General features: G+C 33.0%; 28 protein-coding genes. 23 read left to right on the top strand and 5 right to left on the bottom strand.

All coding sequences use genetic code 11. The annotated features are described in order from the left end of the window. Window positions 1-32: 32 nt before the first annotated feature. The 4 genes from X928_RS07035 to rsxA are packed head-to-tail and all read left to right on the top strand — an operon-like array spanning window position 33 to window position 2901. Window positions 33-1013, top strand: coding sequence for an RnfABCDGE type electron transport complex subunit D (locus tag X928_RS07035; protein WP_103079095.1), 981 nt, complete (start codon window positions 33-35; stop codon window positions 1011-1013). After that, window positions 1006-1704, top strand: coding sequence for an RnfABCDGE type electron transport complex subunit G (locus X928_RS07030; protein WP_103079094.1), 699 nt, complete (start codon window positions 1006-1008; stop codon window positions 1702-1704). Before X928_RS07035 ends, X928_RS07030 begins: the two co-directional genes overlap by 8 nt. A 4-nt stretch (window positions 1705-1708) precedes the next feature. Beyond that, window positions 1709-2329, top strand: coding sequence for an electron transport complex subunit RsxE (gene rsxE, locus X928_RS07025; RefSeq protein WP_103079093.1), 621 nt, complete (start codon window positions 1709-1711; stop codon window positions 2327-2329). Then, window positions 2326-2901, top strand: a complete 576-nt coding sequence (gene rsxA, locus X928_RS07020) for an electron transport complex subunit RsxA (protein ID WP_103079092.1) — start codon at window positions 2326-2328, stop codon at window positions 2899-2901. The genes rsxE and rsxA overlap by 4 nt, the downstream gene beginning before the upstream one ends. 22 nt (window positions 2902-2923) lie before the next feature. Here the strand turns inward: rsxA and X928_RS07015 are convergent, their stop codons facing one another. Then, on the bottom strand, window positions 2924-4966 hold the full coding sequence (locus X928_RS07015) for a metallophosphoesterase family protein (RefSeq protein WP_103079091.1): 2043 nt from the start codon (window positions 4964-4966) through the stop codon (window positions 2924-2926). A 136-nt stretch (window positions 4967-5102) separates the two neighbouring features. Here X928_RS07015 and frr point away from each other — a divergent pair, with 136 nt between their 5' ends. The 15 genes from frr to X928_RS06940 all read left to right on the top strand — a co-directional run bounded on the left by frr (window position 5103) and on the right by X928_RS06940 (window position 18068). Continuing rightward, window positions 5103-5666 carry a ribosome recycling factor gene (frr, locus tag X928_RS07010; RefSeq protein WP_103077731.1) on the top strand — a complete coding sequence of 188 codons (564 nt, stop codon included), beginning with the start codon at window positions 5103-5105 and terminating at the stop codon, window positions 5664-5666. 1 nt (window position 5667) lies between these two features. Next, a complete protein-coding gene (gene uppS / locus X928_RS07005; RefSeq protein WP_103077730.1) occupies window positions 5668-6390 on the top strand; it encodes a polyprenyl diphosphate synthase in 723 nt (240 codons plus the stop codon). Next, the gene (locus X928_RS07000) at window positions 6387-7232 is read left to right on the top strand and encodes a phosphatidate cytidylyltransferase (RefSeq protein ID WP_103079090.1); all 846 of its coding nucleotides are present in this window, start codon (window positions 6387-6389) and stop codon (window positions 7230-7232) included. The genes uppS and X928_RS07000 overlap by 4 nt, the downstream gene beginning before the upstream one ends. Window positions 7233-7241: 9 nt before the next feature. Further along, on the top strand, window positions 7242-7637 hold the full coding sequence (locus tag X928_RS06995; RefSeq protein WP_103079089.1) for a prepilin-type N-terminal cleavage/methylation domain-containing protein: 396 nt from the start codon (window positions 7242-7244) through the stop codon (window positions 7635-7637). 116 nt (window positions 7638-7753) lie between these two features. After that, window positions 7754-10384: an alanine--tRNA ligase gene (gene alaS / locus X928_RS06990; RefSeq protein ID WP_103079088.1), complete on the top strand. Its 2631-nt coding sequence runs from the start codon at window positions 7754-7756 to the stop codon at window positions 10382-10384. Window positions 10385-10386: 2 nt separating this feature from the next. Continuing rightward, window positions 10387-11190, top strand: a complete 804-nt coding sequence (locus X928_RS06985) for a patatin-like phospholipase family protein (RefSeq protein WP_169926333.1) — start codon at window positions 10387-10389, stop codon at window positions 11188-11190. Next, window positions 11187-11825 carry a hypothetical protein gene (locus X928_RS06980; RefSeq protein ID WP_103079086.1) on the top strand — a complete coding sequence of 213 codons (639 nt, stop codon included), beginning with the start codon at window positions 11187-11189 and terminating at the stop codon, window positions 11823-11825. The genes X928_RS06985 and X928_RS06980 overlap by 4 nt, the downstream gene beginning before the upstream one ends. A 13-nt stretch (window positions 11826-11838) precedes the next feature. Beyond that, window positions 11839-12987 (top strand): type II secretion system F family protein, encoded by a 1149-nt coding sequence (locus tag X928_RS06975; protein ID WP_103079085.1) that lies wholly within the window; start codon window positions 11839-11841, stop codon window positions 12985-12987. Further along, a complete protein-coding gene (locus X928_RS06970; RefSeq protein ID WP_103079084.1) occupies window positions 12965-13390 on the top strand; it encodes a hypothetical protein in 426 nt (141 codons plus the stop codon). Before X928_RS06975 ends, X928_RS06970 begins: the two co-directional genes overlap by 23 nt. Window positions 13391-13419: 29 nt before the next feature. Continuing rightward, window positions 13420-13869, top strand: coding sequence for a hypothetical protein (locus X928_RS06965; RefSeq protein WP_103079083.1), 450 nt, complete (start codon window positions 13420-13422; stop codon window positions 13867-13869). Next, complete coding sequence (locus tag X928_RS06960) at window positions 13850-14260, top strand: hypothetical protein (RefSeq protein WP_103079082.1); 411 nt, start codon at window positions 13850-13852, stop codon at window positions 14258-14260. The genes X928_RS06965 and X928_RS06960 overlap by 20 nt, the downstream gene beginning before the upstream one ends. Beyond that, entirely contained in the window at window positions 14257-14838 is a 582-nt protein-coding gene (locus X928_RS06955) for a hypothetical protein (protein WP_103079081.1), read from the top strand. The genes X928_RS06960 and X928_RS06955 overlap by 4 nt, the downstream gene beginning before the upstream one ends. A gap of 231 nt (window positions 14839-15069) precedes the next feature. Then, complete coding sequence (locus X928_RS06950; protein WP_103079080.1) at window positions 15070-16065, top strand: Rpn family recombination-promoting nuclease/putative transposase; 996 nt, start codon at window positions 15070-15072, stop codon at window positions 16063-16065. A gap of 336 nt (window positions 16066-16401) precedes the next feature. After that, the gene (locus tag X928_RS06945) at window positions 16402-17265 is read left to right on the top strand and encodes an ABC transporter ATP-binding protein (RefSeq protein ID WP_245857205.1); all 864 of its coding nucleotides are present in this window, start codon (window positions 16402-16404) and stop codon (window positions 17263-17265) included. Further along, window positions 17262-18068: an ABC transporter permease subunit gene (locus X928_RS06940; protein ID WP_103079078.1), complete on the top strand. Its 807-nt coding sequence runs from the start codon at window positions 17262-17264 to the stop codon at window positions 18066-18068. Before X928_RS06945 ends, X928_RS06940 begins: the two co-directional genes overlap by 4 nt. A gap of 5 nt (window positions 18069-18073) precedes the next feature. Here X928_RS06940 and X928_RS06935 read toward each other — a convergent pair whose 3' ends face one another. Next, window positions 18074-18505 (bottom strand): IS3 family transposase, encoded by a 432-nt coding sequence (locus tag X928_RS06935; RefSeq protein WP_012209003.1) that lies wholly within the window; start codon window positions 18503-18505, stop codon window positions 18074-18076. After that, window positions 18505-18903: a transposase gene (locus tag X928_RS06930; protein ID WP_169926332.1), complete on the bottom strand. Its 399-nt coding sequence runs from the start codon at window positions 18901-18903 to the stop codon at window positions 18505-18507. The genes X928_RS06935 and X928_RS06930 overlap by 1 nt, the downstream gene beginning before the upstream one ends. Window positions 18904-19137: 234 nt before the next feature. On the opposite strand from X928_RS06930, the gene X928_RS06925 reads away from it, so the two are divergent. The 4 genes from X928_RS06925 (at window position 19138) to X928_RS06910 (ending at window position 24887) form a co-directional block, all read left to right on the top strand. Next, window positions 19138-20208, top strand: a complete 1071-nt coding sequence (locus X928_RS06925; RefSeq protein WP_012209001.1) for an aldose epimerase family protein — start codon at window positions 19138-19140, stop codon at window positions 20206-20208. A 57-nt stretch (window positions 20209-20265) separates the two neighbouring features. Beyond that, window positions 20266-22428: a Tex family protein gene (locus tag X928_RS06920; RefSeq protein ID WP_103079076.1), complete on the top strand. Its 2163-nt coding sequence runs from the start codon at window positions 20266-20268 to the stop codon at window positions 22426-22428. 180 nt (window positions 22429-22608) lie between these two features. Continuing rightward, entirely contained in the window at window positions 22609-23976 is a 1368-nt protein-coding gene (locus X928_RS06915; protein WP_103079075.1) for an MATE family efflux transporter, read from the top strand. A gap of 26 nt (window positions 23977-24002) precedes the next feature. After that, a complete protein-coding gene (locus X928_RS06910; RefSeq protein ID WP_012208998.1) occupies window positions 24003-24887 on the top strand; it encodes a bifunctional enoyl-CoA hydratase/phosphate acetyltransferase in 885 nt (294 codons plus the stop codon). Window positions 24888-24890: 3 nt separating this feature from the next. Here X928_RS06910 and trhA read toward each other — a convergent pair whose 3' ends face one another. Next, window positions 24891-25538 carry a PAQR family membrane homeostasis protein TrhA gene (gene trhA, locus X928_RS06905; RefSeq protein WP_103079074.1) on the bottom strand — a complete coding sequence of 216 codons (648 nt, stop codon included), beginning with the start codon at window positions 25536-25538 and terminating at the stop codon, window positions 24891-24893. Continuing rightward, window positions 25535-26104: a GNAT family N-acetyltransferase gene (locus X928_RS06900; RefSeq protein ID WP_103077707.1), complete on the bottom strand. Its 570-nt coding sequence runs from the start codon at window positions 26102-26104 to the stop codon at window positions 25535-25537. Before X928_RS06900 ends, trhA begins: the two co-directional genes overlap by 4 nt. Between the last annotated feature and the right edge of the window lie 48 nt (window positions 26105-26152).

Here is a 26152-nt window from a genome sequence, read left to right as displayed (position 1 = left end):
TATAAAAGCCATTCAAAGAAGGAGGGGTTGAGTTGAAACTTAGCACTGAAGCAGCACCCCATTTTCGAACTACCAATACCACCCGAAAAATTATGATCGATGTTTTGATATCATTGATACCTGCTGTTATTGTTTCAACATGGATCTTTGGTTTTCGAGCCCTTTTCATTATGTTATTTTCTATGGTTTTTGCAGAAACATTGGACTTTTCGATCGTTCGTTTTGTAAGGAAGCAAAAAGACCATATCCCTGATTTTTCCGCTTCTGTTACAGGATTACTCTTGGGTATGAACCTTTCTTTAGCCGTAAACTGGTGGCAAATTATGTTAGGAGTAGTGGTTGCGATCATTTTAGCAAAACAAGTTTTTGGAGGTCTAGGTCAAAACTTTTTTAACCCCGCATTAGTTGGAAGGGCCTTTATGGTGATATCTTTCCCTACAGCTATGACTACCTGGTATGTACCTTTTTATTACCAGAATCCTGATATTGTTACTTCTGCCTCCCCTTTAGGAATAATTTCTGAAGAAGGAATGAACACAGTACTCCAAAATTATACTTACTGGGATATGTTCATCGGCAGAATTCCTGGTTCTATCGGAGAAGTTAGTGCTTTAGCTTTAATTATTGGTTTCATATACTTAGTCATTAAAGGCAGAATAAAATTGATGATCCCTGTATCCTATATAGGAACGGTTTTGATTTTTAGCACTATTTTTCATATAGTTGATCCTAATAAATTTGGAACTCCCTTGTTTCATCTTTTAGCAGGGGGTTTGATCTTAGGTGCATTGTTCATGGCAACGGATATGGTTACTTCTCCAATGTCCATAAAGGGCCAGTTCGTTTTTGGTATGGGAGCTGGTATTTTGACGATGATCATAAGATTCTTTGGTAGTTACCCCGAAGGTGTTTCCTTTTCAATCCTTATCATGAATGCGTTTGTCCCTTTGATAGATGATTGGTTAAAACCCAAAATATATGGAACAACCAAAGGGGAGATAAAACATGCGTGAATATATAAAAACAGGTTTAATCTTAGCCGCCTTTATGATTGCTGCCGGATTTTTAGTATCTGTTGTGTACAATTTTGTGAATCCAATGATAGTACAATCCGAATTTAATAATACATTGTCAGCTATAGAAGAAGTCTTAAAAGATGCAAATACGGGTGAATATTTAGTTTCTAATATTCCTAAAAACGAAGAAGAGTTAGAAAGAAATATATGGAAAGAAGATCAAAATGGAGTTTTATACGTAAGTCAAAAAAATGCAAAAGTCTATTCCCCTGTTTATAAGTTTACTGAAAATAACACTGAAATTTATGTCATGACAGTTTCAGGAGTAGGATACGGAGGAGATGTGGTTAGCGTTATTTCGTTCATCAAAAAAGAAGGTGGCCAAATTACTTTGAATAAAATAGAAGTAATAAATTATTCACAAGAAACGCCGGGACTAGGGGCCAGAATCTCTGAAGAATCTGTAAAAAAAAGATTTAGCTCGATCCCAGAATCAGGTTTAAATGTAGGCGTTAAAGTCGATAAAGACGCTGGTGTTACTGTCCCAACTAATTCAATAAATACTTACAAAGAACAAGGTGTAGTAAAAACTAGTGATGTAATGACAGGAGCAACAATTACTCCTAGAGCGGTCGCCGATTCTATCAATGCAGCTGTAGAATTTTTAAAAGAGAAAGGGGTGATGTGAAAAGATGGCTGATCTAAAAAACTTTACCAACGGTTTGATAAAAAACAATCCCGTTTTTGTTCAGGTATTGGGAATGTGTCCTACTTTAGCTACAACCACAAGCGCAGAAAATGGTTTAGGTATGGGAATAGCCACCCTATCTGTCTTAACAATGTCAAACATTGTCATTTCTTTGATTAGAAAAATAGTTCCTAAAAAGATAAGAATACCTATTTATATTGTAGTTATAGCCTCTTTTGTAACAATGATAGATCTCATAATGCATGGATTAACATACGAATTATGGCAGACTTTGGGAATATTTATACCTTTGATAGTTGTTAACTGTATCATTATGGGAAGGGCAGAGTCTTTCGCATCGAAAAATGGAGTTGTAGATTCAATACTTGACGCCTTGGGAATCGGTTTAGGTTTTACAGGCGCCCTTGTATTATTAGGATCGGTAAGAGAATTATTGGGCAATGGAACAATCTTTGGTTTTCCTATTTGGGGAGAAGCCATTAATTTATACCTTTTCATACTCCCACCTGGTGCCTTTATAACTTTAGGACTTTTACTTGGAATGTTCAATTCAATAGGTATAAGTAGAGAAAATAAAAAGAAGAAGGCAGGTGCTAAAAAATGAATCTTATCCTTCTGTTTATTTCAGCCGCTTTAGTTAACAATATTATTTTAACTAGATTTTTAGGTATTTGCCCTTTTTTAGGAGTTTCTAGAAGCAAAAGTTCCGCTATTGGTATGTCTATCGCCGTGATTTTTGTCATGACGTTAGCGGGAGTAATAACTTGGCTCTTAAATCAGATACTAATAATGCTTGGAGTAGAATTTTTGAGAACGATTGTGTTTATTCTTGTAATTGCTGTACTTGTTCAATTTGTTGAGTTCTTTATTAAAAAATCAATCCCAGCCCTTTACGAAGCCTTGGGAATATACTTGCCCCTTATAACAACTAACTGTGCAATATTGGGGATCGCATTGTTAAACATACAAACTAATTACACCTTTATCGAAAGTGTGGTAAACTCTTTTGCCTCTGGATTGGGGTTTTCGCTAGCATTGATAATATTTTCTTCAATAAGAGAAAAAATGCAACTAAACAACGTTCCGAAACCTTTCCAAGGTACCGCTTTAGCGCTAATAACAGCTGGACTTCTTTCAATGGCTTTTATGGGGTTTTCAGGTTTAGTAAAATTGTGAAAAAGGGAGAATTATCTCCCTTTCACTTTTTGTATATGTATAATTCATCAATTACTTCATCAATTGGAGTATATTGATTTGGGAAAAGAGGATTATCAACTCTTGCCACTGCTTTTACAGTAACCTTGATAGAATCTTCGTAAACATCAAAAATAATGTAATGAAGCTTTCCAAGCACGTGCTTTACATGCCAGGGCAAAGGATCCGCTCCATGATTTGTATTTAGTTTAGCACCCCCTCCACCACTGGTTATAAACATAATTCCATCCTTGAAATATCTTTCGTAAGCGTGTATATGTCCGTTTATCACAACATCAACACCGTACTTTTTGAAAATAGGTAACCAATTTTTTGTGTTGAAATGACCTTCTGGAAGGTTTTCTTCCATACTGCCATACTCCGTGGCTGTCGTCCAAAAAGGATGATGAAAAGCCACAAAGATAAACTTTTTATCATTATTGTTTTTAAGATCTTCTTCTAACCACTCCATTTGTTTTTCATACAGATTTGAAGATTCTAAAATATTAGAATCTAAGATAACAAAATGAGAGTTTCCATAATCAAAAGAGTACCATCTTTTGGAATAATCTCCACCACCACTTGGAAGCTCGAATGCCCTATAATACAGTATGCTATTTCTTTCATGGTTACCTAAAACCATGTAATATGGAATTTGAGAACTTAAAGGGTATGCAGATTCAAAAAATTTACTCCAACTCTTTTCTGACGTACCTTCTTCCGTGTGATCTCCAGGTTTAAGAATGAATGCTGTATTTAGATCCGAATCCTCTACAATTCTATTAACAACGTAAGCGTGCCTTTCATCATAGATTTGGGTATCTCCATAAACTATGAATCTAAAGGTATTGATATTTTCATCTAAAGGCTTTGTTTTAAAAGCCTTTTTTTCTGTCTTAACCTCATTTAGAGTATAGGTATCTTCAACATTTATCACATACTCATAGGAAGAATCAGGTTGCAAATCAGAAAGTTCTATATAATGATATTCCAAAGGAAATTCGTTTTGTATTTCTAACACCTTAGCTTCGTTGTCTGAATCGTAAACGTCTACAGTTGATCGAGCAGGGACAGCCATCCTGAAATTAATAGTCACACCATTTTCCTCTTTATTAGTGAGAAAAGGTTTGTAATAAAAATAATTTTCAGCAACTTCAACAAAAAGACCTTCCGACCCCAAAAGAGAAACAGATTCACTCTTCAAATTTCCAAAATCTACCTTAACTTGGAAATTTTCATAATCTTCGCCATAGGGAAGATAAAATTTAGCTTTTCCTTTTTCATCAACGAGCTGAACATCTTGAATGGTTCCCAATTTATCTTCTAGAACAACTCTCATGCCCTCAGCAGACTTTTCATTGCCCAATATTATATTTTTTTCGATAGTTGCATAACCTATACTGAATTTATCGTAATATCTTTTTTCTATTTCGCTAACACTCTCACCAACGGTTATAACTCTTGTAAATTCCAGCAAATCCTGAGGTTCAAGGGTAAAAAATGAGATACTTGTGGTCATCTCATCGTTTGCTATAACCCTCTGAAATGTTTGATCATCAACTGGGAAATAGCCAAAGCTCCCAAAATCTTGCTGAAGAACTAATACATAGTTATTTAAGATCTTTGACTTGATAAAAAAAGGAAATGTGTCTGAGTAATCTATTATTTCATTCATTTGGACTCTTTTTTTTGTTTCCGTTTTGTTAGTTATCATAGTACTCAATAAGAGGTTTTGATCTTGTAAGGTATATTTATTCACTACTTTGAAGTCATTTTGATCATAAATGAAAGAAATTGAATCTTCTGAAGTTTCTATAACGCTGTTTTGGAATTCTACACTAGAAATTAGAATTTTATGATTTGTGAAAAGACTTTGGTTAGCTTCATTACTTTTAAAAAAGGTGATATATCCATTTTCTTTAGAAATCCCTGTTGTCAAATAGTTGTTAGATAATATATAATTATCCTGATCAGTTGAAATTACATCTACTGAAAAAAAGTGCACAGACAAAATGGCAAAAAGAAATACGATAAAATACTTTTTCACAATAATGCCCCCTTTTCGTGTTTTTCTCACTTTTAATTATATCATATACGAAAAAACCTTCTGTGTGATATAATATTTGCTGAATTACACTTTATCCTTGCAAAAAATTCAAAATTTTTTCTCCGGAGGTGAAGTCATGGCAAAGAAAAGTTCTTATGCGAAAGAAGCAGAAGAAAAAATGAAAAAAACCATTGAACATTTCGAAGATGAATTGAAAAAAGTAAGAACTGGAAGACCTACTACCGCTATTTTTGAGGATATAAAAGTTGATTACTATGGGGTGCCAACTCCTATTAACCAGGTCGCAACTTTAAGTGTTGGAGAAGAAAGAACCGTTGTGATCACTCCATGGGATAAAAAGATGCTGGAACCTATAGAAAAAGCGATAAATGCTTCTAATTTTGGCTTTCACGCTATAAATGATGGTAACGTAGTGAGGGTATCTTTTCCAAATCCCACTATCGAAGAAAGAAGAAAATTAGTAAAAGCGGTAAAAGAAATGCTGGAAGAAACAAAAGTAGCTTTAAGGAACATTAGAAGAGACGATATAAAAAAGATTAAAGAAATAAAGAACGAGGGCTCATTAAGTGAGGATGAAGCAAAAAAAATGGAGGAAGAAATCCAAGAGATTTTGAAAGAAAAAGAAGAAGAAGCAGAAAAAATATTCCAAAAGAAAGAAAAAGAGATTATGGAGTCATAATATGAAACTTTCGAAAGTGCCTACTCACGTGGGTATAATTATGGATGGAAACGGAAGATGGGCAACTAAAAGTGGACATGACAGGAACTATGGACATCAAAAGGGTGCTGAAACTGCCCTAAATGTTATTGAGTGGTCTAAAGAATTTGGAATTAATTATCTTACCTTATACACCTTTTCAGAAGAAAATTGGAAGAGACCACAAAATGAGATAGAATTTTTGTTTGATTTATTCATAAGATACTTTGAAGATAACCTTAAACGAATCATAGAAAACGGGGTAAATGTAAGATTTTTGGGAAGAATCAATAAACTACCAGAAAATCTTATAAAGACTTGTAAAGAAATCGAGGAGATAAGTAAACATAACAAAGATTTCAATTTGATCTTTGCCTTGAATTACAGTGGAAGGCAAGAGATTTTAGATGCAGTAAACAAAATCTTGGAAGAAAAGAAGATAACGGTAACAAAAGAAGATATTGACAACAACCTTTATTTACCGAATGTTCCTTATCCTGATTTAATAATAAGAACCGCAGGTGAACAAAGATTAAGTAACTTTTTACTTTGGCAATCTGCTTATTCGGAGCTGTATTTTACAGAAACTCTATGGCCCGATTTTTCTTATGATGATTATCTCAACGCCCTTTTAGATTATTCTAAAAGAGAAAGACGATTTGGTGGTATAAGCAGTAAGTTTAAAGATATGGAGGAAAACTTTTGAATAAAAAAGAACTCTGGACAAGAGTATTATCAGGGGTAATTATAGGACCCATAGTTGTCTTTTCTTATCTAACATATCCCACTCTTTTAGGATTGGTTACAACTATAGTGATGTTGGCATCCTTTGAACTGATTGAATTATTTACAAGCGATGTCAAAAACGATTTCATCAAGCTTTTGCTAACTTTTATTGTAGGAACATCTAGTCTTATATATGGGTTCTCTTTGGAGGCTGAATATAGAGGAATTTTACCTTTTGAAAGTGAAGGAATATTTTTCTTAGCTTTTGTAGCGTCTGTATTTTCGATCATGCTCTTAGTTAAAGAGATAACTCACACAAAAAGGTTTATAGAATCTTCTGCATTAAGTATTATCTACGTATCTTTTTTCCTTTCAAATTTTTATTTGATTCATTTGAACTATGGAGCAGGGATGGCGATTTTAGCATTAACCACGGTATGGGCTTATGATGCCGGTGCATATTTTTTCGGACTTAGTTTTGGTAAGCATAAACTTTCTCCACATTTTTCACCAAAAAAAAGTTGGGAGGGATTATTAGGTGGCATCTTTTTCGCTTTTGCTTATATACTTATATTTGATTCCATTGGGATTTTTTTTGGAAGTATTCAAAAAATAACTCTTTTGCAGACTCTTATCTTTGCGCTGATGGTGGGTTTCTTCGATACCATCGGTGATTTAACAGAATCAATTATTAAAAGGTATTATAATGTAAAAGACTCTGGAGAAATTCTACCAGGTCATGGGGGAATGCTCGACAGAATTGATGGTTTGTTGATCGTAACCCCAATGTGGTATTTTTTGTTGAGAATACTATGGATATAGGGGGGAAACATGAAAAACACAAAATTTAAGGAAGGTTTCACAGTAGTTGAGGTTCTAATAGTATTGGGGATCATTTCGATCCTCGCAAGCATCGCCATCCCATCGGTTACAGGACTTATCAATCAAGCTAAAGCAACTAAAATAGTAACTGAAATGCAAAATGTTCAAGTCGCTGTAATGAACTATGGCATTTACAATCCCGATTTAAAAGGCTTAGAAATGGAAGATCTTCTGTCAGATGGCTATTTAACTTCTCAACCTGAAAATATAGAAATAGATTCGACTAACCCTTTAGAAATCAGAATCGAATACAATGGTACAACTCTTTCCGCAACAGAGCTAAAAAAGATTAACAACAACATACTTATCGATAATGATACTGCTTATTTAGTAGTTAAATATTAAAAGAATAGAAATCAGAAACTTCAGTGAGGGTGGGAAGCGGGGCAAAGGGTTACTGACAGAAGTTTTAGAGTTTTCAAAGAAAGAATAATTTGAAAAAAAATTAGGAGGATTTCTATATGAAATATTTTACCTCTGAAGAAATCAGAGAAAGATTTTTGTATTTTTTTGAGAAAAAAGGGCATAAAAGGTTACCTAGTTCCTCCTTAATTCCCAACGATCCTCAATTGTTGTTTACGGTGGCTGGAATGGTCCCTTTTAAACCAATATTTTGGGGAAAAGTTGAACCAACGTATACGAGGATAACCACATGTCAAAAATGTTTAAGGACGAACGATATAGAAAATGTTGGAAGAACCCCCAGACATCATACCTTTTTTGAGATGTTGGGGAATTTTTCTTTTGGGGATTATTTCAAAAAAGAGGCTATAAAATGGGCTTGGGAATTTTTAACAGAAGAATTGGAACTTCCAGCCGAAAAATTATGGGCTTCTGTGTATGAAACCGATGACGAAACTTTTAATATTTGGAAAGACGACATCAAAATACCTGAAAATAAAATACTAAGATTCGGTAAAGAAGAAAACTGGTGGGGACCTGCAGGTCCAACCGGCCCATGTGGGCCATGTTCAGAAATATACTTTGATACAGGGTATACCGAAAACTGCCCTGATCAAGAAAACTGCACTCCTGCATGCGATTGTGGACGTTTTGTCGAGATTTGGAATATAGTTTTCACTGAATATTATTCCGATGAAAACGGAAACCTATCTCCTTTACCAAGAAAAAACATTGATACCGGGGCGGGTTTTGAAAGAATCTGCGCAGTGGCTCAAGGCAAATATGATAATTTTGACTCCGATCTATTCAAAGAAACAATAGAAGAAATACAACGAATCTTTGGTGTAAAGTTCAGAGAAAATAAAAGCAAAGATGTATCAATAAAAGTAATAGCTGATCATTCAAGGGCGATTGCCTTTCTAATATCTGAAGGAATTATACCATCAAATGAAGGAAGAGGCTACGTTTTAAGAAGATTAATAAGAAGGGCTGTACGACATGGAGCTTTTTTGGGTGCAAAAGGCCCATTTTTAAACAGTATTCTTGAAACAGTGATTAAAAAAATGGGAAAATTTTATCCTGAACTTATCGAAAAAGAAAATTTAATTAAAGATATTTCTTCTATGGAAGAAGAAAAGTTTTTTGAGACGATGGAAAAAGGGATGGAAAGATTAAACAACATAATTCAAAACTTAAACAACGAAGATACATTACCCGGAAAAATCGCCTTCGAACTTTACGATACATACGGATTTCCTTTGGATCTCACAAAAGAGATATTATCCGAAAAAGGGATAGAAGTTGATGAAAAAGAATTCACAGAACTGATGAACAAACAAAGAGAGATGGCAAGAGCAGCTTCGGGTAAAGTAGAATATGATACAACTAAACAAATTTACAAAGAAATCGATAAATTTTTGAATCCAACTGAATTTATTGGTTATGATAAACTAAGTTCAACCGAAGAAGTTCAGCTTATACTCAAAGGAGACAGTATTGTCCAACAAGCTCAAGAAGATGAAGAAATTGAACTATTTTTCTCTAAAACGCCTTTTTATGCAGAAAGGGGAGGGCAAGTCTCTGATAAGGGTATTATCTACAATGAATCATTCGAAGCTGAAGTTATACATGTTAAACCTATAAGAAATGAGATAATATCTCACCTAGTAAAAATAAAAAAAGGTAGTATAAAAAACGGAGAAAAAGTATTTCTAAAAGTTGATGAAAAAAAGAGAAAAGCGACAGAGAAAAACCACACAGCAACACATCTTTTGCATTCTGCACTAAGAAAAGTAATTGGAGAGCATATAAGGCAAGCTGGCTCATATGTGGCTCCGGAAAGATTAAGATTCGATTTCACACATTATGAGCCTTTGAGCCAAGATCAAATAAAGCAAATCGAATACCTTGTAAACGAACAAATACAAAAAGCTATCCCTGTTAACATATACCTAAAAAGCTTAGAAGAGGCAAAAAATATGGATGTTATAGCCTTATTTGAAGAAAAATACGGAGAAGTGGTAAGAATTGTGGAAATTGACGATTTCTCAAGAGAGTTCTGTGGTGGAACACATGTTTCGAATACAGGACAAATAGGTCTATTCAAAATTCTGGAAGAATCTTCCATTTCTTCAGGAGTTAGAAGAATAGAAGCTATTACTGGTTTTGAAAGTCTTAACTATGTTATAGAATTGGAAAGTATTATCACTAATTTATCTAAAATATTAGACTCATCAAGGGACCAGATACCAGATAAAATCGAAACCATCCTAAAAACTATCAAAAATCAGGAAAAAGAAATTAAACAACTTCAATTTCAACTAGCCACAAAAAATATAGAAAGATTAGCGCAAACCCCACAAATCATTGAAGGCGAAAAGGTGGTAGTAGCTCAATTAGAAAATTTGGAAAAAGACGTTCATGCCAATACAGCCGATATTCTACTTCAAAAGTTGGGTAGAGGCGTTGTGATCCTTTTCAACAAGAGTAACAACGATCAAGTAAGTTTGGTAGTTAAGGTATCCAAAGACATTTCTAAAAAATTCCATGCGGGAAACATTGCAAGAAAAATAGCCTCCTATTTAGGTGGCGGTGGAGGCGGTGGACCAACTTTTGCACAAGCCGGCGGAAAATATGCTAATAAGGTAAAAGAAGTGATAGAACATATAAATGATTTTATGGGGGCTTGAGATTGCTTGCTGTTGCCTTATCTGGAGGCGGGGCTAAAGGTGCTGCCCACGTTGGGGCACTTTTAGAACTTGAAAAAATGGGGATCAAATTTGATATCGTTGTTGGTACAAGTATTGGCGCACTCGTAGGTGCTGGTTATGCCATTTTAGGTAACTCCGAATTACTATATGAATATGCTTTAAGGTTACAAAAAGCTCCTTTTATAAAAAAAGCACCTATGTCGCGCAAAATACCTTCTATTTTGACGTGCATAGGTGCAAACTTACTACCATCGACTTTACCCTCTTTTCTTTATTTTTACATATTAAAAAAGGTATTTAAAGATATTACCTTTGAAGATTTGAAAATTAAATTCTATTGTACCGCCGTAAAAATGGAAAGTGAAGATTTAGTAATTTTCAATGAAGGACCTTTGTTCCCTGCTTTAAAGGCTAGTATGGCGATGCCTGGTGCATTCAGGCCCGTTAAAATAAACGGTAGCAAATACATAGATGGTGGAACATTGGAAAAGCTACCTATCCTAACGGCTAAAAAAGTTGGTGCGGATAAAATTATCGCCCTAAAACTCTTATCAAAGAAGATAAAATACGAGGAAATAAAAAATGCCTCCCAAGCTTTTGATAGGATGGATTGTATAAGAGAAAATATATACGATAATTTAACAAAAAAGTTTGCTAACATACTTATCGAATTGCCCACAGAAGATTTCAATACTTTAGATTTTACACAAACACAAGCCTTAATAGATACTGGGAGAAAAGCTGTTTTAGAAAAAAAGGAAGAAATCTTGGAGAAAATACTATGATTTTAGTAAGCGGAGGTTTTGGATGGCAAGGAATTAAAGCAGCTGAAAATTTGAAAGATTTAGATCTATCCAGTTATGATAAAATCATCACCAATGGTATCACAGGGTTTTGTATCGCCTGTTTTCAACTCAAAAAAGAAAAGATTCTTCATCAAAGTATAAAAAGCTTAAAACCCTACTTGAACACAATAGACAAAGATTACATGTTTTTTGGAAACATAAAAAATTGTCTCAAACTTTCTTCAAATTTAGGCAAGTACAAATATCAATTAAAAGAAGACGCCAATTTAAATATTCCTTTAGAGATCGAACTGATAAATTTAAAAACCGAAGAAATAACTACTAAAAAGATCGGGACCATTCAAGAAAGTTTTTTCTTTTCTACCCTCTTACCTGGTATTAGGCCACCATTTCAAGGATGGTACAATACCGCTTCCTTTTCAAGAACACCTTGCTACTCATTATTAAAGTATAAAGGTGAAAAAATAGAAATATATGATTCACCATATAATTATCATAAATCTTCAACCATACAAAGGTTATACAAATCCATTCAAGTTATGAGAAGCAGATACTTTTACGAATTGATCATGGATGAAATCAAAACAAGAAATAAGGTAAATTTCAAAGGATAAAAGAAGGGAAAAGATGAAAAAACTTTACAAGGTGGAAGTAGAGGAAAGATCATCAAATAAAAGATACGAATGTCTATTACTTTTAAAAAATAAAGAAGAAATTTACGCTCTTCTGTCTAATCTCAATATCATAGTTATCAACATCAATGTTGATAACTTTTATTTCAACCGTAAAAAATTCAATACAGATCAAATGATCAGCCTTGTTGATAATCTGTACCTCCTTGTAAACTCAGGCTTGACGCTCTTCGAAGCTATGGAATTTTTAGTTTTCAACGAACAGGTTGATAAGTTCATAAGAGGTGTAATTTCCAAGGGCTACTTCTTAGTCAAAAAAGGATTAGACTACAAAACCGCATTTGATTTTCCAGAAATAGATAGCTACTTTAGATATACCATAAATATTTCAAAGACAACGCTAATTTTAAGAAAAAACTTATCCAATTTAAAAAATTATTATAACAACATGAAACTCTCCAAGTCTACCGCCGAAAAATCATTAATATATCCTCTCCTCATTCTTTCATCAATTTTGGTTTTGCTTTTTCTTCTAAATTTTTGGGTTATTCCACAGTTTTCTTCACTTTTAGGATACGACATTAATCTCAACTTATCAACTTACATGTTGATAAGTTTGTTGATATTTTTCTTCTTAGGGTTGATAACTTTCTGGATAGGCAAGGAGAACGACATTATTTGGACAAAGATTCCGTTTTTAAAATTCTTGTACAAGAACTACATACTTCATGAATTCACAAGGAACGTTAACTTACTTTTAAAAAGTGGTCTCACAATATACAACGCTTTAGAAATAGTTCTCTCGAATACAAATTCACAGTACATATCATCCACTTTCTTAACAGCCTATTTGGATATAGAAAAAGGGAAAGATCTTACCGAGGTTTTTTCAAAAATCAAAGATGTTAAAGAATTTTCTTTAACAATAAGCGTCTCAAAGAGGAAAGGGAATTATAAAGAGGTATTTGACTTTTTAGAAAACTATTATTATTCTTCTTTTAAAACCGCGTCGGATAAAATTATGAAAATGATCGAACCTGTGCTTATAATATTTTTATCTGTAATAATTTTGAGTTTGGCATTTGAAATTTATTCCAATGTCTACTTAGGGGGGATAAAATTTGAAATGGGTGGCACATTCTAAATCTCATAAAGAAGGTTTTCTACTTATGGAAGTGCTTGTTTCTTTGAGTATCGAATTAATTTTGTTCTCGTCGATAGTTTTTTTCACTGTATATCCACTTCAAAGATATTTTTCATCTCTTACCGAAAGATTCATAGCTTCAGAGGTGGTGTATAAAACAAGAAGTGCATCAACACATTACGGAGAAGATAACAACTTAAACGGGATCTTACGCTCTCAAATAGTACAGGGGAGATTAAAAATTGTGACTTATGATATAAGATACAGAATAGAAGATCAAAGCAGCCAAGATCTATTATGGAGCTTTGGAAAAATAGCAGGAATGGGAGGCAGAATTGTAAACAGCGAAGGGAAAACCATATTTAACGTAGTTCCTGTCACGGGAGCACTCACCAATCCATGAGCTATCTTCAAGCCTTTGGAGGGATTATTATGATTAAGCTCAAATACAAAGGGAAAAAAGTATGTATAAACCATATAGACTGTTTTATTAAACCATTTGAAAACGAATTTCAACTGAGAAAAATATACTTCCAAGAAATAACTGATAAAAAAATTACTTTTAAAAAGATACATTCTTCTGATAAAGAATATTTTTTGGTAATCGATGCTAGTGATTATAAAAAATCAAAAAGATCTTTATTCTTTGACAGTATTCTACCTGTTCAGTCCATTCTTTTGAAAAAAGTCTTGGAATTCAAAGAAGGCAGATATGTTCTGGGTACAGATTTTTACAATTATGAGTTCATTAGAAACACAGAATTCGCATTTTCAGGATTAATAGTTGACGAAAAACCAACATACTTTTTTGATAACCAAGAATTGAAGGAATTAGCAATAAAATATTTGGAGGATAAAAGAATTGTTCCTGTTAGAATCTAACGTTAGAAAACTTCTGAAATACATACTAATAACAACAATAATTTTACTTTTTGTTCTTCTAGTGGTTGAAAGTTATGGCAAATATCAAGAATATCTGAATATCAAAAAGATGCAAAAAAACTTAAATTATACTTACAACAACTATCTTTACAAAGTTGCCAACCAAAGAACTGATATAGGTGAATTTTTTGATTTCTTAACAGATAACAATTTTTATTTAATAGAATTCAATTACTCTTTAGCTAATGGACTATCTGCAAAAGTTGCAACCTTTATGGAACCTACTCAAAAAATAAAGAGTAAATATTCCATATCTGAAGTCACCAAAATCAATATGGGATCAAAATATTATGTGGTTCTTGAAATTAAAGAACAAGGAGTCAACCCATGAAACATTATCTATTCATTATTCTTTTGTTGATCATAACTTTAGTTTACATAAAAAATTATGAAATTGAATCCCCGAATTTAAAATTCCCTCTCCATACCGTTTCAGAAATGGAAGGCAATTTCTCATCAGAATCTCTACAAAAAGAGTTAGAAAATATTTTAACTTCAGACCTCCTGGTGGAAAATATGACTATAAAAAGAAATAACGATTCTTTTCTTGAACTAGGGCATAATTTTGACATCTCAGTATCCTTTTCATACCCTAATTTTGAGTATACCTCTAAGGATGTTAAAGATAATAAATTTTATATAAAAAGCTCAAACATTTTCGAACCTTTAAAAATTGACTTATTAGATCTATGGTCACAAAAAGATAACTTGCCTAAATATCAAAAAGAAGGGGTAGAATTCTCGGGTTTTTTCATAGATTCAGAAGGAAGAAATACCGGGTTTGTTTATTTCTTTGATGAACTTATAAAGCTTTCCGCTGGCGATAAATTGGGAGAAGATTTAATATTGGCAATTTTTAGTGACGGAATTTTAATTCTAACTCAGGATAGAGAACTACTTGTTCTCTAGTAAATTCCAATTTCTCTAATTTTCTCATCTCCACTAATAGTATCTGCAAGAAATATTAACTTCATGTGAATTTTTATTTTCTCTTTCGTTATTTTTTATCCCTCAGAATATTCAGATTTCTTCAATCTTTTGCTTACGTATAATATGAACTAATGCGAGTTTTATAGATTTCTCAAAATATGGTATAATTAAGTTGAATAAACCAAATCTAACAAAAAAGAGAGGCAAAATATGAATGAATTAGTGCACAATCCTCACGATCGATTCTTCAAATGGATTTTCAGTGATAAAAAGATAGCTCGAGACTTCTTACAAAATTATCTACCTCAAGAAGCTGCAGAAATAGTAGACCTAGATTATTTAACTCCTGAAAACAACAGTCATGTAGATGAAAACCTAAGAGAAAGCCTCTCGGATATGTTGTATAAAACAAAGATAAAAGGACAAGATGGATACATATACATTCTGATGGAACATAAAAGCTACATTGAAGGTAAAGTAATCTTTCAACTGTTGAGATACATTACGAGCATATGGGAAGAAAAATACGATCCCAAAACAAAAAAGGTACCGATAATAATACCGATAGTAATATACCATGGAAGAGAAGTCTGGAACGTAGAAACGAATTTATCAAATATGGTGCAAGGGATAGAAGATTTACCAGATGAACTAAAAACATACTTACCGACATATCGATATGAAATATGTGATTTCTCAATCAAAGGGAAAAAAAGGATAATAGGATTAACAGCGATGAAAGTTGCAATAGAAGCGATGAGAGCAGGAACGGCAATGACCAAAGAAGAATTTAAAGAAAGATTAGGAAGGGTATTTGAATACATAAAACAACTACCAGAAGAACAGGTACATGAATGGTTTGAAGGGTGCATGATCTACCTATTAAACGTAAGGGAAGATGTAACGATAGAGGAGATATTAAAGGTACAAAAAGAAATAATGCCTGGAAGGGGTGAGATAGTTATGACGATAGCTGAAAAGTTGAGAAACGAAGGAAAATTAGAAGGTGAAAGAGAAGGTATTGAAAAAGGAAAACTTGAAGGCGAAAGAGAGTTCGCAGTTAGAATATTAAGCAAAAGATTTGGTAACCAACTAACTGAAGAAATAAAAGACAAGATAAGAAAAGCAGATGAGAAGACGATAGATTACATAGGAGATAACTTGTTAGAAATAACTATAGAAGAGCTAAAAGAATTACTGAAATAATTTCTGAAAAAGCGCCCTCCATGGGCGTTTTACTTTCTTTGTTTTTTCAAAAGTGGCTCTACATATCCTTATTTCCCTTTATTTATTAAAGTTTGTATAGTAATTTGATTAAATCTTTTCTTTTTACCTTTTTCTTGAATCTTCGATTTTTAAATTTCTTTTTCGATTAGTAAGATCAATATAAAATATTAATCTTCAAAGGAATGGTTCCCCTATCTATTTTTATATTCTAGAAACATAATTTTTTATATTCTGACAATATAACTTTGTTAAAGTTTATATTAATTATATACAATTAATTTAATTCAAAGTGAGGGGGTACCCGGTTTGATAAAAGTGGAGAATATCAAAAAATACTATGGAAAATACCTCGGAGTAGAGGACATTAGCTTTAAAATAAAAAAAGGAGAAATATACGGCCTTATAGGTCCTAATGGTGCTGGAAAAACAACGACTATAAGAGCTATGATGGGTATGATTTCAATTGATGAAGGGCGAATTACAATTGGGGATAAAAACATCCCACACGACCTTAAGCATATAAAAAATAAAATAGGTTACCTCCCTGGAGAAGTCAATTTTTATGAAAATATGAGAGTAAAAGATTTTTTTGATTTTAACGATAGATTTTATAAAAATATTGATAAGAAATATGAAAAAGAGCTAATAGATCTATTAGAACTTGAAACAAACAAAAAGTTCAAAGAACTTTCAATGGGAAACAAGAAAAAAGTTGGAATAATACAAGCCATTGTACACAGACCCGAATACATAATCTTTGATGAGCCTACCAACGGTTTAGACCCTCTTTTACAGCATAAATTATATAGTATTTTAGAAAAGGAAAAAGAAAGAGGTGCCACAATTCTTTTTTCATCTCATATATTATCAGAAGTTGAAAAAATTTGTGATAAAGTAGGGATCGTAAAAAAAGGAAAAATAATAAAAGAAAGTAATATTGAAGAGATAGCTAAGGTATTTAAAAAAACAATAACGATCTATAAACTCAAAGAAATAAATAAATTCAAAGATTTTGAAATAAAAGAACAAGAGGATTCTTATATAACTTATTTGGTAAAAAATGATGATTTAAATAGTTTTTTTGAAATTTTATCTAAATGTTCGTATGAAGATATAGAAATAAAAAGACCGTCTCTCGAAGAAATATTTATCGATTATTACAGGAGTGATGAAGAATGAACTTAAATTTATTAAAAAAAGAGCTTAAATTCACTTATAAAAATACACTATTATGGTCATTGTTGTTTGTTTTATTTACGGGCATGTATATACCTATGAGTAATCAAATCCTTTCTCAGTCCAATAATGTATTAGAACTAATTAATAATATGCCCAAATTTTTACTCGAATCTTTCGACTTTAGTGAACAAATATTTACTAAACCAGAAGGTATATTCGGGTCAGAAGGTATGAGTTTTGTTTATTTATTGGGAGCTGTTTTTTCAGCGATGCTTGTAGGGAAAGTTTTTGCAGATGAATATGAAAAAGGAACTATAGAATATTTGAGCGTAAAGCCAATAAGTAGATCTACTTTATACATAACTAAATTCACGAATATAATGATAAATATATTATTTTTAAACATTATTTTTACCCTTTCGGTTGTTTCTATGTACGCTATTTTTATGAAATATGAATATAATCCAGAAATATTGTTGGCTTTTGGAATATATTCCCTTACAGTACAAATATTTTTCTCTTCAATTTCTGTGATAATAAGCATACTCACCCAAAACAATTCTTCAAACCTGGGTATCTCACTTAGTATACTAATTTTCATGTATTTTGGAGATACTATGGCAAAGACTATAGAGGCAACAAGTTGGATAAAATACTTCAGCATATTTAACTATATTCCTTTGATGGAAACCGTTTTAGAGGAAAAAATCTTTTGGGTAAATTCCTTAATAATTTTGCTAATATCTTTTGGAATATATTATTTTTCTTATTACCTATTCAAAAATAAAGATATTAATGTATGAAATTTTCAATGTTTTGTATATTTTCCAACCAAACCGATTTCGTGTTTCAAACGTCTCATCTTTTTATGATTGATAATTATTCCATAATTTTTCCTAAAATACGCACACAGCTTAGTAGAACCTATAGTTTTTTGCTTTGAGACATACATATTGAGATGTTCCTTGATTTTTATCAGTTCAGCGATTACAAATTCATCAGGAACCTTATCGCCATTCACAGTATAGCAAAAACCTCGAGTTTTAGAATTAGAATGCTTTTTCTTTGACAAAGAACTGGTATCCAAGAAGAACCTCGTTTTGTAATGATAAGTGCTGGAGTTTACGTTGAACTCTTCAAAAAGATAAGAAAGAGAAACGCCGTACTCTCGATGTAACCTATTGATATATAGGATATCTAAAATGGGTGTAGATTTAAAATCAGCGTGTCTATTTTCCATCATTTTCTCTGATTCAAATTTTTTTTTACAAACTCAACTTGTTCTCTAAGAACTCTGATCTCCATATCCTTTTCGATCACCAAATTCTTCAAAGCTTGAAGAGTCTGAGCGAGATCGGGGTATTCCATACAAAGTCGAGAAATCTCATCCAAATCGACACCGGAATTCTCGTAAACCACAGGAGGAACCTTAGAACCACGAGAAACGATGGAATTTTTGTTAAAAGGGCCATTGAAAAAGCAAGAATAATTCTCACCAGAATCTCTAAACTTCTTAACCCACTTATAGATATTTCTGGTAGGGATGTTGTAAGTTTTACTAAGTTGAGAACAAGAAACACCTTTTTCGACATGCTCTTTAACAACGTTAGCTTTTAACTCTGGAGGGTAAGACTTCACAAAAATCACCTCTTTTAAGAATATATATTTATTATACTACCACGCCCCTCAAATAAGAAAATGTCATAAGGACCAATCGTAAGCGTTTTTTAATTAAAAATTACCGCTAACTTCAATAAACTTTTTTTCTTTTCAAAAACACAAATAAGAAAGAGAGGATGGTTTTCTGACAAGGTATCTCCCTATATGATATAATATTATTGGATATTAGAAAAAATAAAAGGGGGATATCGAGTGTCAATTTTAGAACATATTGAAAAAAATCAATGGGGATATACAACAGAAGGCATTCCAGTAACTTTGTTCACATTAAGAAACGAGAATGGAATCACGGTACAAGTAACAAACTACGGTGCTACTTTGGTTTCTTTGTACTTACCTGACAAAAAGGGAGAAATGGAAGACATAATTTTAGGATTCGATACTGTTTCAGATTATGAAAAACCCACTCCACAGAATCCCTTTTTCGGTGCTACAATAGGGCGACATGCAAACAGAATAAAAAACGGGCAATTCTCACTTGAAGGTAAAAATTACACCTTGGCTCAAAATAATAATTCAAACCATCTTCATGGGGGATTAAAGGGGTTTCAAAAACAGATATTTCAAGCGACAGCTTTTACAACTGTCGAAGGACCTTCTGTTCGGTTCAAACGTTTAAGCCACGATGGTGAAGAAGGTTATCCAGGAAACTTACGTGTAAGCGTTACTTACACATTAACCAACGATAATGAATTAAAGATTTCTTATACCGCAACTACTGATAAAACTACTATTATAAATTTGACAAATCACAGTTATTTTAATTTAGCAGGTGAAGGTAGAGGAAATATTTTTGATCACCAGTTGGAACTTTTTGCTAATCATTATACACCTGTAGAAGAAACGTTAATCCCCACCGGAGAAATAAAAAGTGTCAAAAACACACCCTTTGATTTTACAGTCCCAAAAATTCTCGGTGAGGTGCTCAAAGATCTGAAAGATTCTCCGTTAGAAGGAATAGATCATAATTTCGTATTAAACAAAGAAAATAGCAAAATATCCTTAGCTGTAAGGTTGGTTGAACCCACAAGTGGAAGAGTGATGAAGATATACACAACCGAGCCTGGGATTCAAGTATATACAGGTAATTTTGTTGACACATACGGAAAAGAAGGAAAACACTACGGAAAATATTCTGGAATAGCTTTGGAAACACAGCATTTTCCAAACTCTCCAAATCAGAAAAACTTTCCTTCCACAATTTTAAGGCCCTCAGAAGTGTACTCTTCTACAACAATTTACAAATTTTCTATCGTGAATTAGAGAAAATTTAGATTTTCTAAAACCAGTAAAATACATTGTTTTATGGAGGTAAAAGTATTGGATATAATCAAAACAATAACAGAGGATTTAAACATAAAACTATTTCAAACTGAAAACACTGTAGAATTACTAAATGAGGGAAACACCGTACCTTTTATCAGCAGGTATCGAAAAGAAAGAACAGGTAATTTAGACGAAGAAAAGATTAGGCGAATAGAAGAGTTATTTAAATATTATCAAAACTTAGAAGGCTACAAAAAAACTGTCTTAAAAAGCATTGAAGATCAAGGTAAATTAACAGATGCGCTAAAAGAAAAGATCATCAACACTAAAAAGATGACTGAATTGGAAGATCTGTATCTTCCTTACAAAAAAAGAAAGAAAACCAATGCCGACAAAGCTATAGAAGCTGGTCTTGAACCTGCAGCAAACAAAGTGTTATTAGGTAATATCAAATCTTTAGATGAATTAGAAGAATTTGTATCTGAAGAATACGATAATATAGATAAAGTGACAGAAGGAATTTCCTACATAATAGGTCAAACCTTTGCCCATGACAAAGAAAATCGGGAAAGTCTAAGAAAGCATTACGAAAAATTTGGTAAGATTCACTCTGAAAAGAAGAAAGAGTTTGTCGAAGAAGCCACTAAGTACGATATGTATCACGAATTCACACAAGAAATTTCAAAAATCCCAAATTACAGAGTTTTAGCTTTAAACAGGGGAGAAAAAGAAAAAGTTTTAAATGTAAAACTAATTATTGATGATGAGTGGCTTGAAAAAGAAAAATCTAGATACAAAACAGGAAATGAGATCTGCGATAAAATTATATCCAAAGGTTTGATCTATGGATTCACAAATATGTTAAACCCATCAATAGAAAGAGAAATAAGACAAAATCTAACAGAAAAAGCAGAAGAAGGGGCGATAGTTCTCTTTGCCAAAAATCTCAGGCAATTATTACTAACGCCCCCTTTAAAAAACAAAAGGGTCTTAGCAATTGATCCTGGTTTCAGAACGGGATGTAAAGTTGTGGCATTGGATGAAATGGGAAATTTTCTCGCTAACGATACGATATTCCCCGTTCCTCCACAAAATGATATAGAAAACTCAGAGAAAATTATGATGGGTTTAATTCAAAAGTATAATATAAATCTAATAGCGATAGGTAACGGGACTGCCTCACGAGAAACTCAACAATTCGTCGTTGACTTAATAAAGAAAAATAATTTGAATCTTAAGTACATATTCGTCGATGAATCTGGAGCTTCTGTTTATTCCGCTTCTAAGTTGGCAAAAGAAGAGTTCCCAGAATACGATGTAACTGTCCGAGGAGCTATAAGTTTAGGAAGAAGAATACAGGATCCTCTTGCAGAATTCGTAAAAATTGACCCAAAATCTATAGGTGTTGGACAGTATCAACACGATGTCAACCAAAAAAAGTTGAAAGAAAAACTCGACGCAACTGTGGAAAGCGTGGTTAACCTCGTTGGTGTTAATTTAAACACAGCCTCATATTCTTTATTAGAATACGTTTCAGGAATAACCAGTAGCCTGGCAAAGAAAATTGTCCAATACCGTCAAAAGAACGGTTCATTCAATAAAAGAGCCGATCTCTTAAACGTAAAAGGCTTTGGAGAAAAAGCTTTTGAACAAAGTGCAGGATTTTTGAGAATAATAGATGGGGAAAACCCGCTAGAAATAACGGGAATACATCCAGAAAGTTATGAAGCAGCGGAAAAATTAATAAATATACATGGCTACACCTTGGATGATTTAAAAATCAAAGAAAAATTGGACCCATTAAAATTAAAGGTTTCTCAACTTTTAAACGAAAAAGAAAATCTAAAATCAATATCCGAAGAATTGGAAATAGGGGAATATACATTGATCGATATACTTAAAGAACTTCAAAAGCCCGGCAGAGATCCAAGGGATGAAATGCCTCAACCTCAACTTATGGATGATATTCTAAAATTTGAAGATCTAAAAGAAAGTATGAGATTATCAGGTAAAATAACTAACATTACTGATTTTGGTGCCTTTGTAGATTTGGGAATAAAAGAAAACGGCTTGATTCATAAGTCAAACCTTGCTGAAAGATTTGTAGCTCATCCTACGGATATTGTGCAAATAAACGATATCGTAGAAGTGGAAATAATAAACATTGATAAAACAAGAAGAAGAATTGGTCTAAGATTAGTTAGTATTCAAAGATAAAAACTTTATCTTCATTTTGGGCGTCCTTTTTTATGGACGCTTTTTTATTTCTTTGTTTTTTAATAGTATCTAACTACTAAGCTTAAAATATATACCTTTATTCTTAACCCAAATCTCAAATAATTTGATAAAATATTAATAAGGATAGCGAATTAATTTTTACATTAAAGGTGATAACGAATGAAAATCAAAGATACAGGAAAAGTTGATGTTTTAAAAACATCCATATGGAAAGCTTTATTTACCTTAGCCTGGCCAATTATTTTGACAAATATGATGCAAGCGATATATAATATAACTGATGCTTATTTTTTGGGAAAGTTAGGTCCTTTGGAATTATCTGTTCCTACTGTAGTTTGGCCGCTGATCTTTGTTTTTATATCTTTTGCCACAGGATTTTCCTACGCTGGAACCTCTTTGATAGCCCAATATACAGGATACGGCGATCAAAGAAGAGCTGAAAAATCGGCAGCTCAAACTATTTTGGTAATGACTTTCGTGGCTTTATCCATTATGGCAATAGTTTTGATCTTTAGCAAGCAATTATTATCTCTTTTACAATTGGATAAAAACATATTCGAACTTAGTAATACGTATCTAAAAATAATGGCATTTAGCTTACCTTTCATTTTTTTAATGCAAACGGTAGCGGGTATATTTAGGGGATGGGGAAATTCATTTATAGCCCTGAAATACAACGGTATATCAATCTTGTTGAATGTGGCCCTTGACCCTCTTTTCATTTTCCAATTCAATTTAGGCGTATTTGGTGCAGCGCTAGCAACTATGTTATCTCAAGTTATAATATCTGTTGTATTTTTATTTGTATTGTTCAAAGGTAGAGAGGGTTTTAAATTACACGCCAAAGATTTTGTCCCTGATCCAAAACTTATAAAAAAAGTGTTATCGGTTGGCTTACCTTCTTCTATTGGCGAATCTTTTACAGCTATAGGATTTGCTATAATTATGGGAGTTATTGCACAATTTGGGCCTATTGTTATTAGCGGATACGGAATCGGAAATAGAATGAACAATTTAATAATTATGTTCGCTATGGGAATATCTTTGGCAACGGCTACTATGACAGGTCAATATGTAGGTGCAAACCAACCTGAAAGGGCTGAGGAAACAGTTAGAAAAGCTTCTTTGGCAACTTTACTGATCGTTGGTAGTGCTTCAATGGTTATGTTTTTATTTGGTCACAATATAACGAAATTTTTCATAAATGACCCCGAAGTAATTAAAGTTGGAGAGGAATTTTTTAGATATGTTTCTTTCTCACTTCCGTTCTTCTCGTTAGTTTCTGTTTTTCTTGGTACTTTAAGGGGTACAGGGCATACGATTCAGTCAACCATTATAGATATGGTAAGATTGTGGGGAATAAGGGTACCTTTGGTTTTTTTCTTAGCTGAGACTCACGGTTACATAGGCATTTTCATCGCTATGATAATAAGTAATTTATCTGCCCTTGTATTAGCCCTAGGTTTTCTAATTTTTGGGAACTGGAAAAAACCTGTAATTGAAGAAGCTTCTCAGAGAAATGCTTAGTATAGTCAACAAAGGAGGACTCTTTCATGAAAAACTTTGAAGAATTGTTGAATAGAGCAAAGTCCAAACCAACAAAGAACGTCGTTCTTGTCTGTGCTGAAGATATTGAAGCTTTGAAGGCTTTATCAAAAGCAAGTGAAGAAGGGTTTGCAAACCCTGTCTTGGTTGGAAATAAAGAAGAAATTAAAAAAAATTTGGAAATTGTTGGAAAGGAATTTGACATTATAGAGGCAGAAACTCCACAGGAAGCAGCAGAAAAAGGTGTTCGTCTCGTTTCAAGTGGGGCTGCTGATCTGCTCATGAAGGGTAAGATAAAAACTTCTGAGTTGCTAAAAGCTGTTTTAAACAACGATTGGGGATTAAAAACAGGAAATTTGCTTTCTCATGTTGCGGTAGTAGAAACACCTTATTTGGATAGATTACTTTTGATAAGCGATGGTGGAATGATAATCCACCCAGATTTAATGCAAAAGGTTCAAATTATATACAACGCCCTTGAAGTAGCCAAAAACCTTGAAATAAAAACTCCCAAGGTAGCTTTATTAGCGGCGGTCGAAGTAGTTAATCCCGATATGCCCGAGACAGTAGATGCCGCGATATTGACCCAAATGAACAAAAGAGGCCAAATAAAAGGGTGCATTGTCGATGGTCCTCTTGCCCTTGATAACGCTATAAACGAACAAGCTGCCAAGATTAAAAATATAAACAGTGAGGTTGCAGGTAAAGCAGATATTTTAATTGTTCCAGATATCCATTCGGGGAACTTGTTAGGAAAATCTGCTGTATATTTTTCAGGAGGAAACGTGGCAGGGATTGTAGTGGGAGCAAAGGCTCCCATAGTATTAGTATCAAGAGCCGACAACGATCAATCGAAATTGGCAGCTCTGGCACTTGGAGTTTTAAACTCCTGAGACTCATATAACATAAAAAAACACTGAGAAAAAGTGACATATGCTTCCTGCAAGTACTATCAAATGCCATAAAGCATGGTGGTATGGGATTTTTCTCCACACGTAAAATATGGTCCCAACTGTGTAAAGAATGCCTCCTATGACCAACCAAAAGACCCCCCAGAAATCCAAGTTTGTAACTAAAGGTTCCATAGCAAATACAACTAACCATCCCATGGCTATGTATAAAATTGTTGAAAGGATCCTAAATCTTTTAACGAAAAATATTTTAAAAATAATGCCTATAGCTGCCAAAACCCATACCACAGAAAATATAATCCAACCTAGCCTTCCGCTCAACGTAATTAGTGCAAAAGGTGTGTAAGTACCGGCTATTAAAATATAAATTGCAGAATGATCGAAGATTTCAAAGAGATCTTTCATTTTTTTACGTTGAAAGCTGTGATATAGTGTTGAAGATGTATAAAGAATAATCAAGGACGAACCATATATAACCGAACTGAAAATACTCCAAGGTTGTCCGTTAATCGCTGAAAAAACTACCAATAACACCAGAGCAGCTATACTCAACAATGCTCCTATACCGTGTATAACGGCATTAGCTATTTCTTCACCAGTGGTAAATTTTTCGATATTGTCTAAATCTTTCACCCTAATACTCCTTTCGCATCTTTTATTTCAAGAAATTCTTCTCTCAAAATGTCCATAAATATTATATCGTATCTATTGTTTTTAAAAAACTTTGCTTGCCTTCGCCTACCTATTTCTTTAAATCCTGCTTTTTGGTAAGATCTTATGGCCCTTTTGTTATATTCAAAAACTTCCAACATGATATTATTTAAATTTAAAACGTTGAATCCATAATTCAAAAGCAACTTAATGGCTTGGGTACCATATCCTTTAGACAGATATTCTCTATTCCCAATAAAAATCCCAAGGACAGCCGATTGATTAATTCTATTAATGTCATGCAACCCACAATTACCTATCAGCTCTTCTGTTTCTAAATCCACTATGGCAAATAAAACATCGTTGCCTTTAGCCATTTTTTCTAAGATATCTTTTTCTTTAAGCAAAGAAATAATATTATCTTCTACCATCATGTTTTCTGATATTTCTGGGTCATTTAACCATTCCGTGTATTTTTCAAAATCGTCAGGATTAACTGGTGACAAAAAGCATTTTTCTCCTACTACTTTTTTAAAATATTTACCCATATTGTCTATCCCCCTCTTATTCTGTTATATAATCTTTAAAATAAGCTT

The sequence above is a fragment of the Petrotoga miotherma DSM 10691 genome, assembly GCF_002895605.1.
In the GTDB taxonomy this organism is placed as follows: domain Bacteria; phylum Thermotogota; class Thermotogae; order Petrotogales; family Petrotogaceae; genus Petrotoga; species Petrotoga miotherma.
This window is presented reverse-complemented; position numbering and strand designations above follow the sequence as displayed.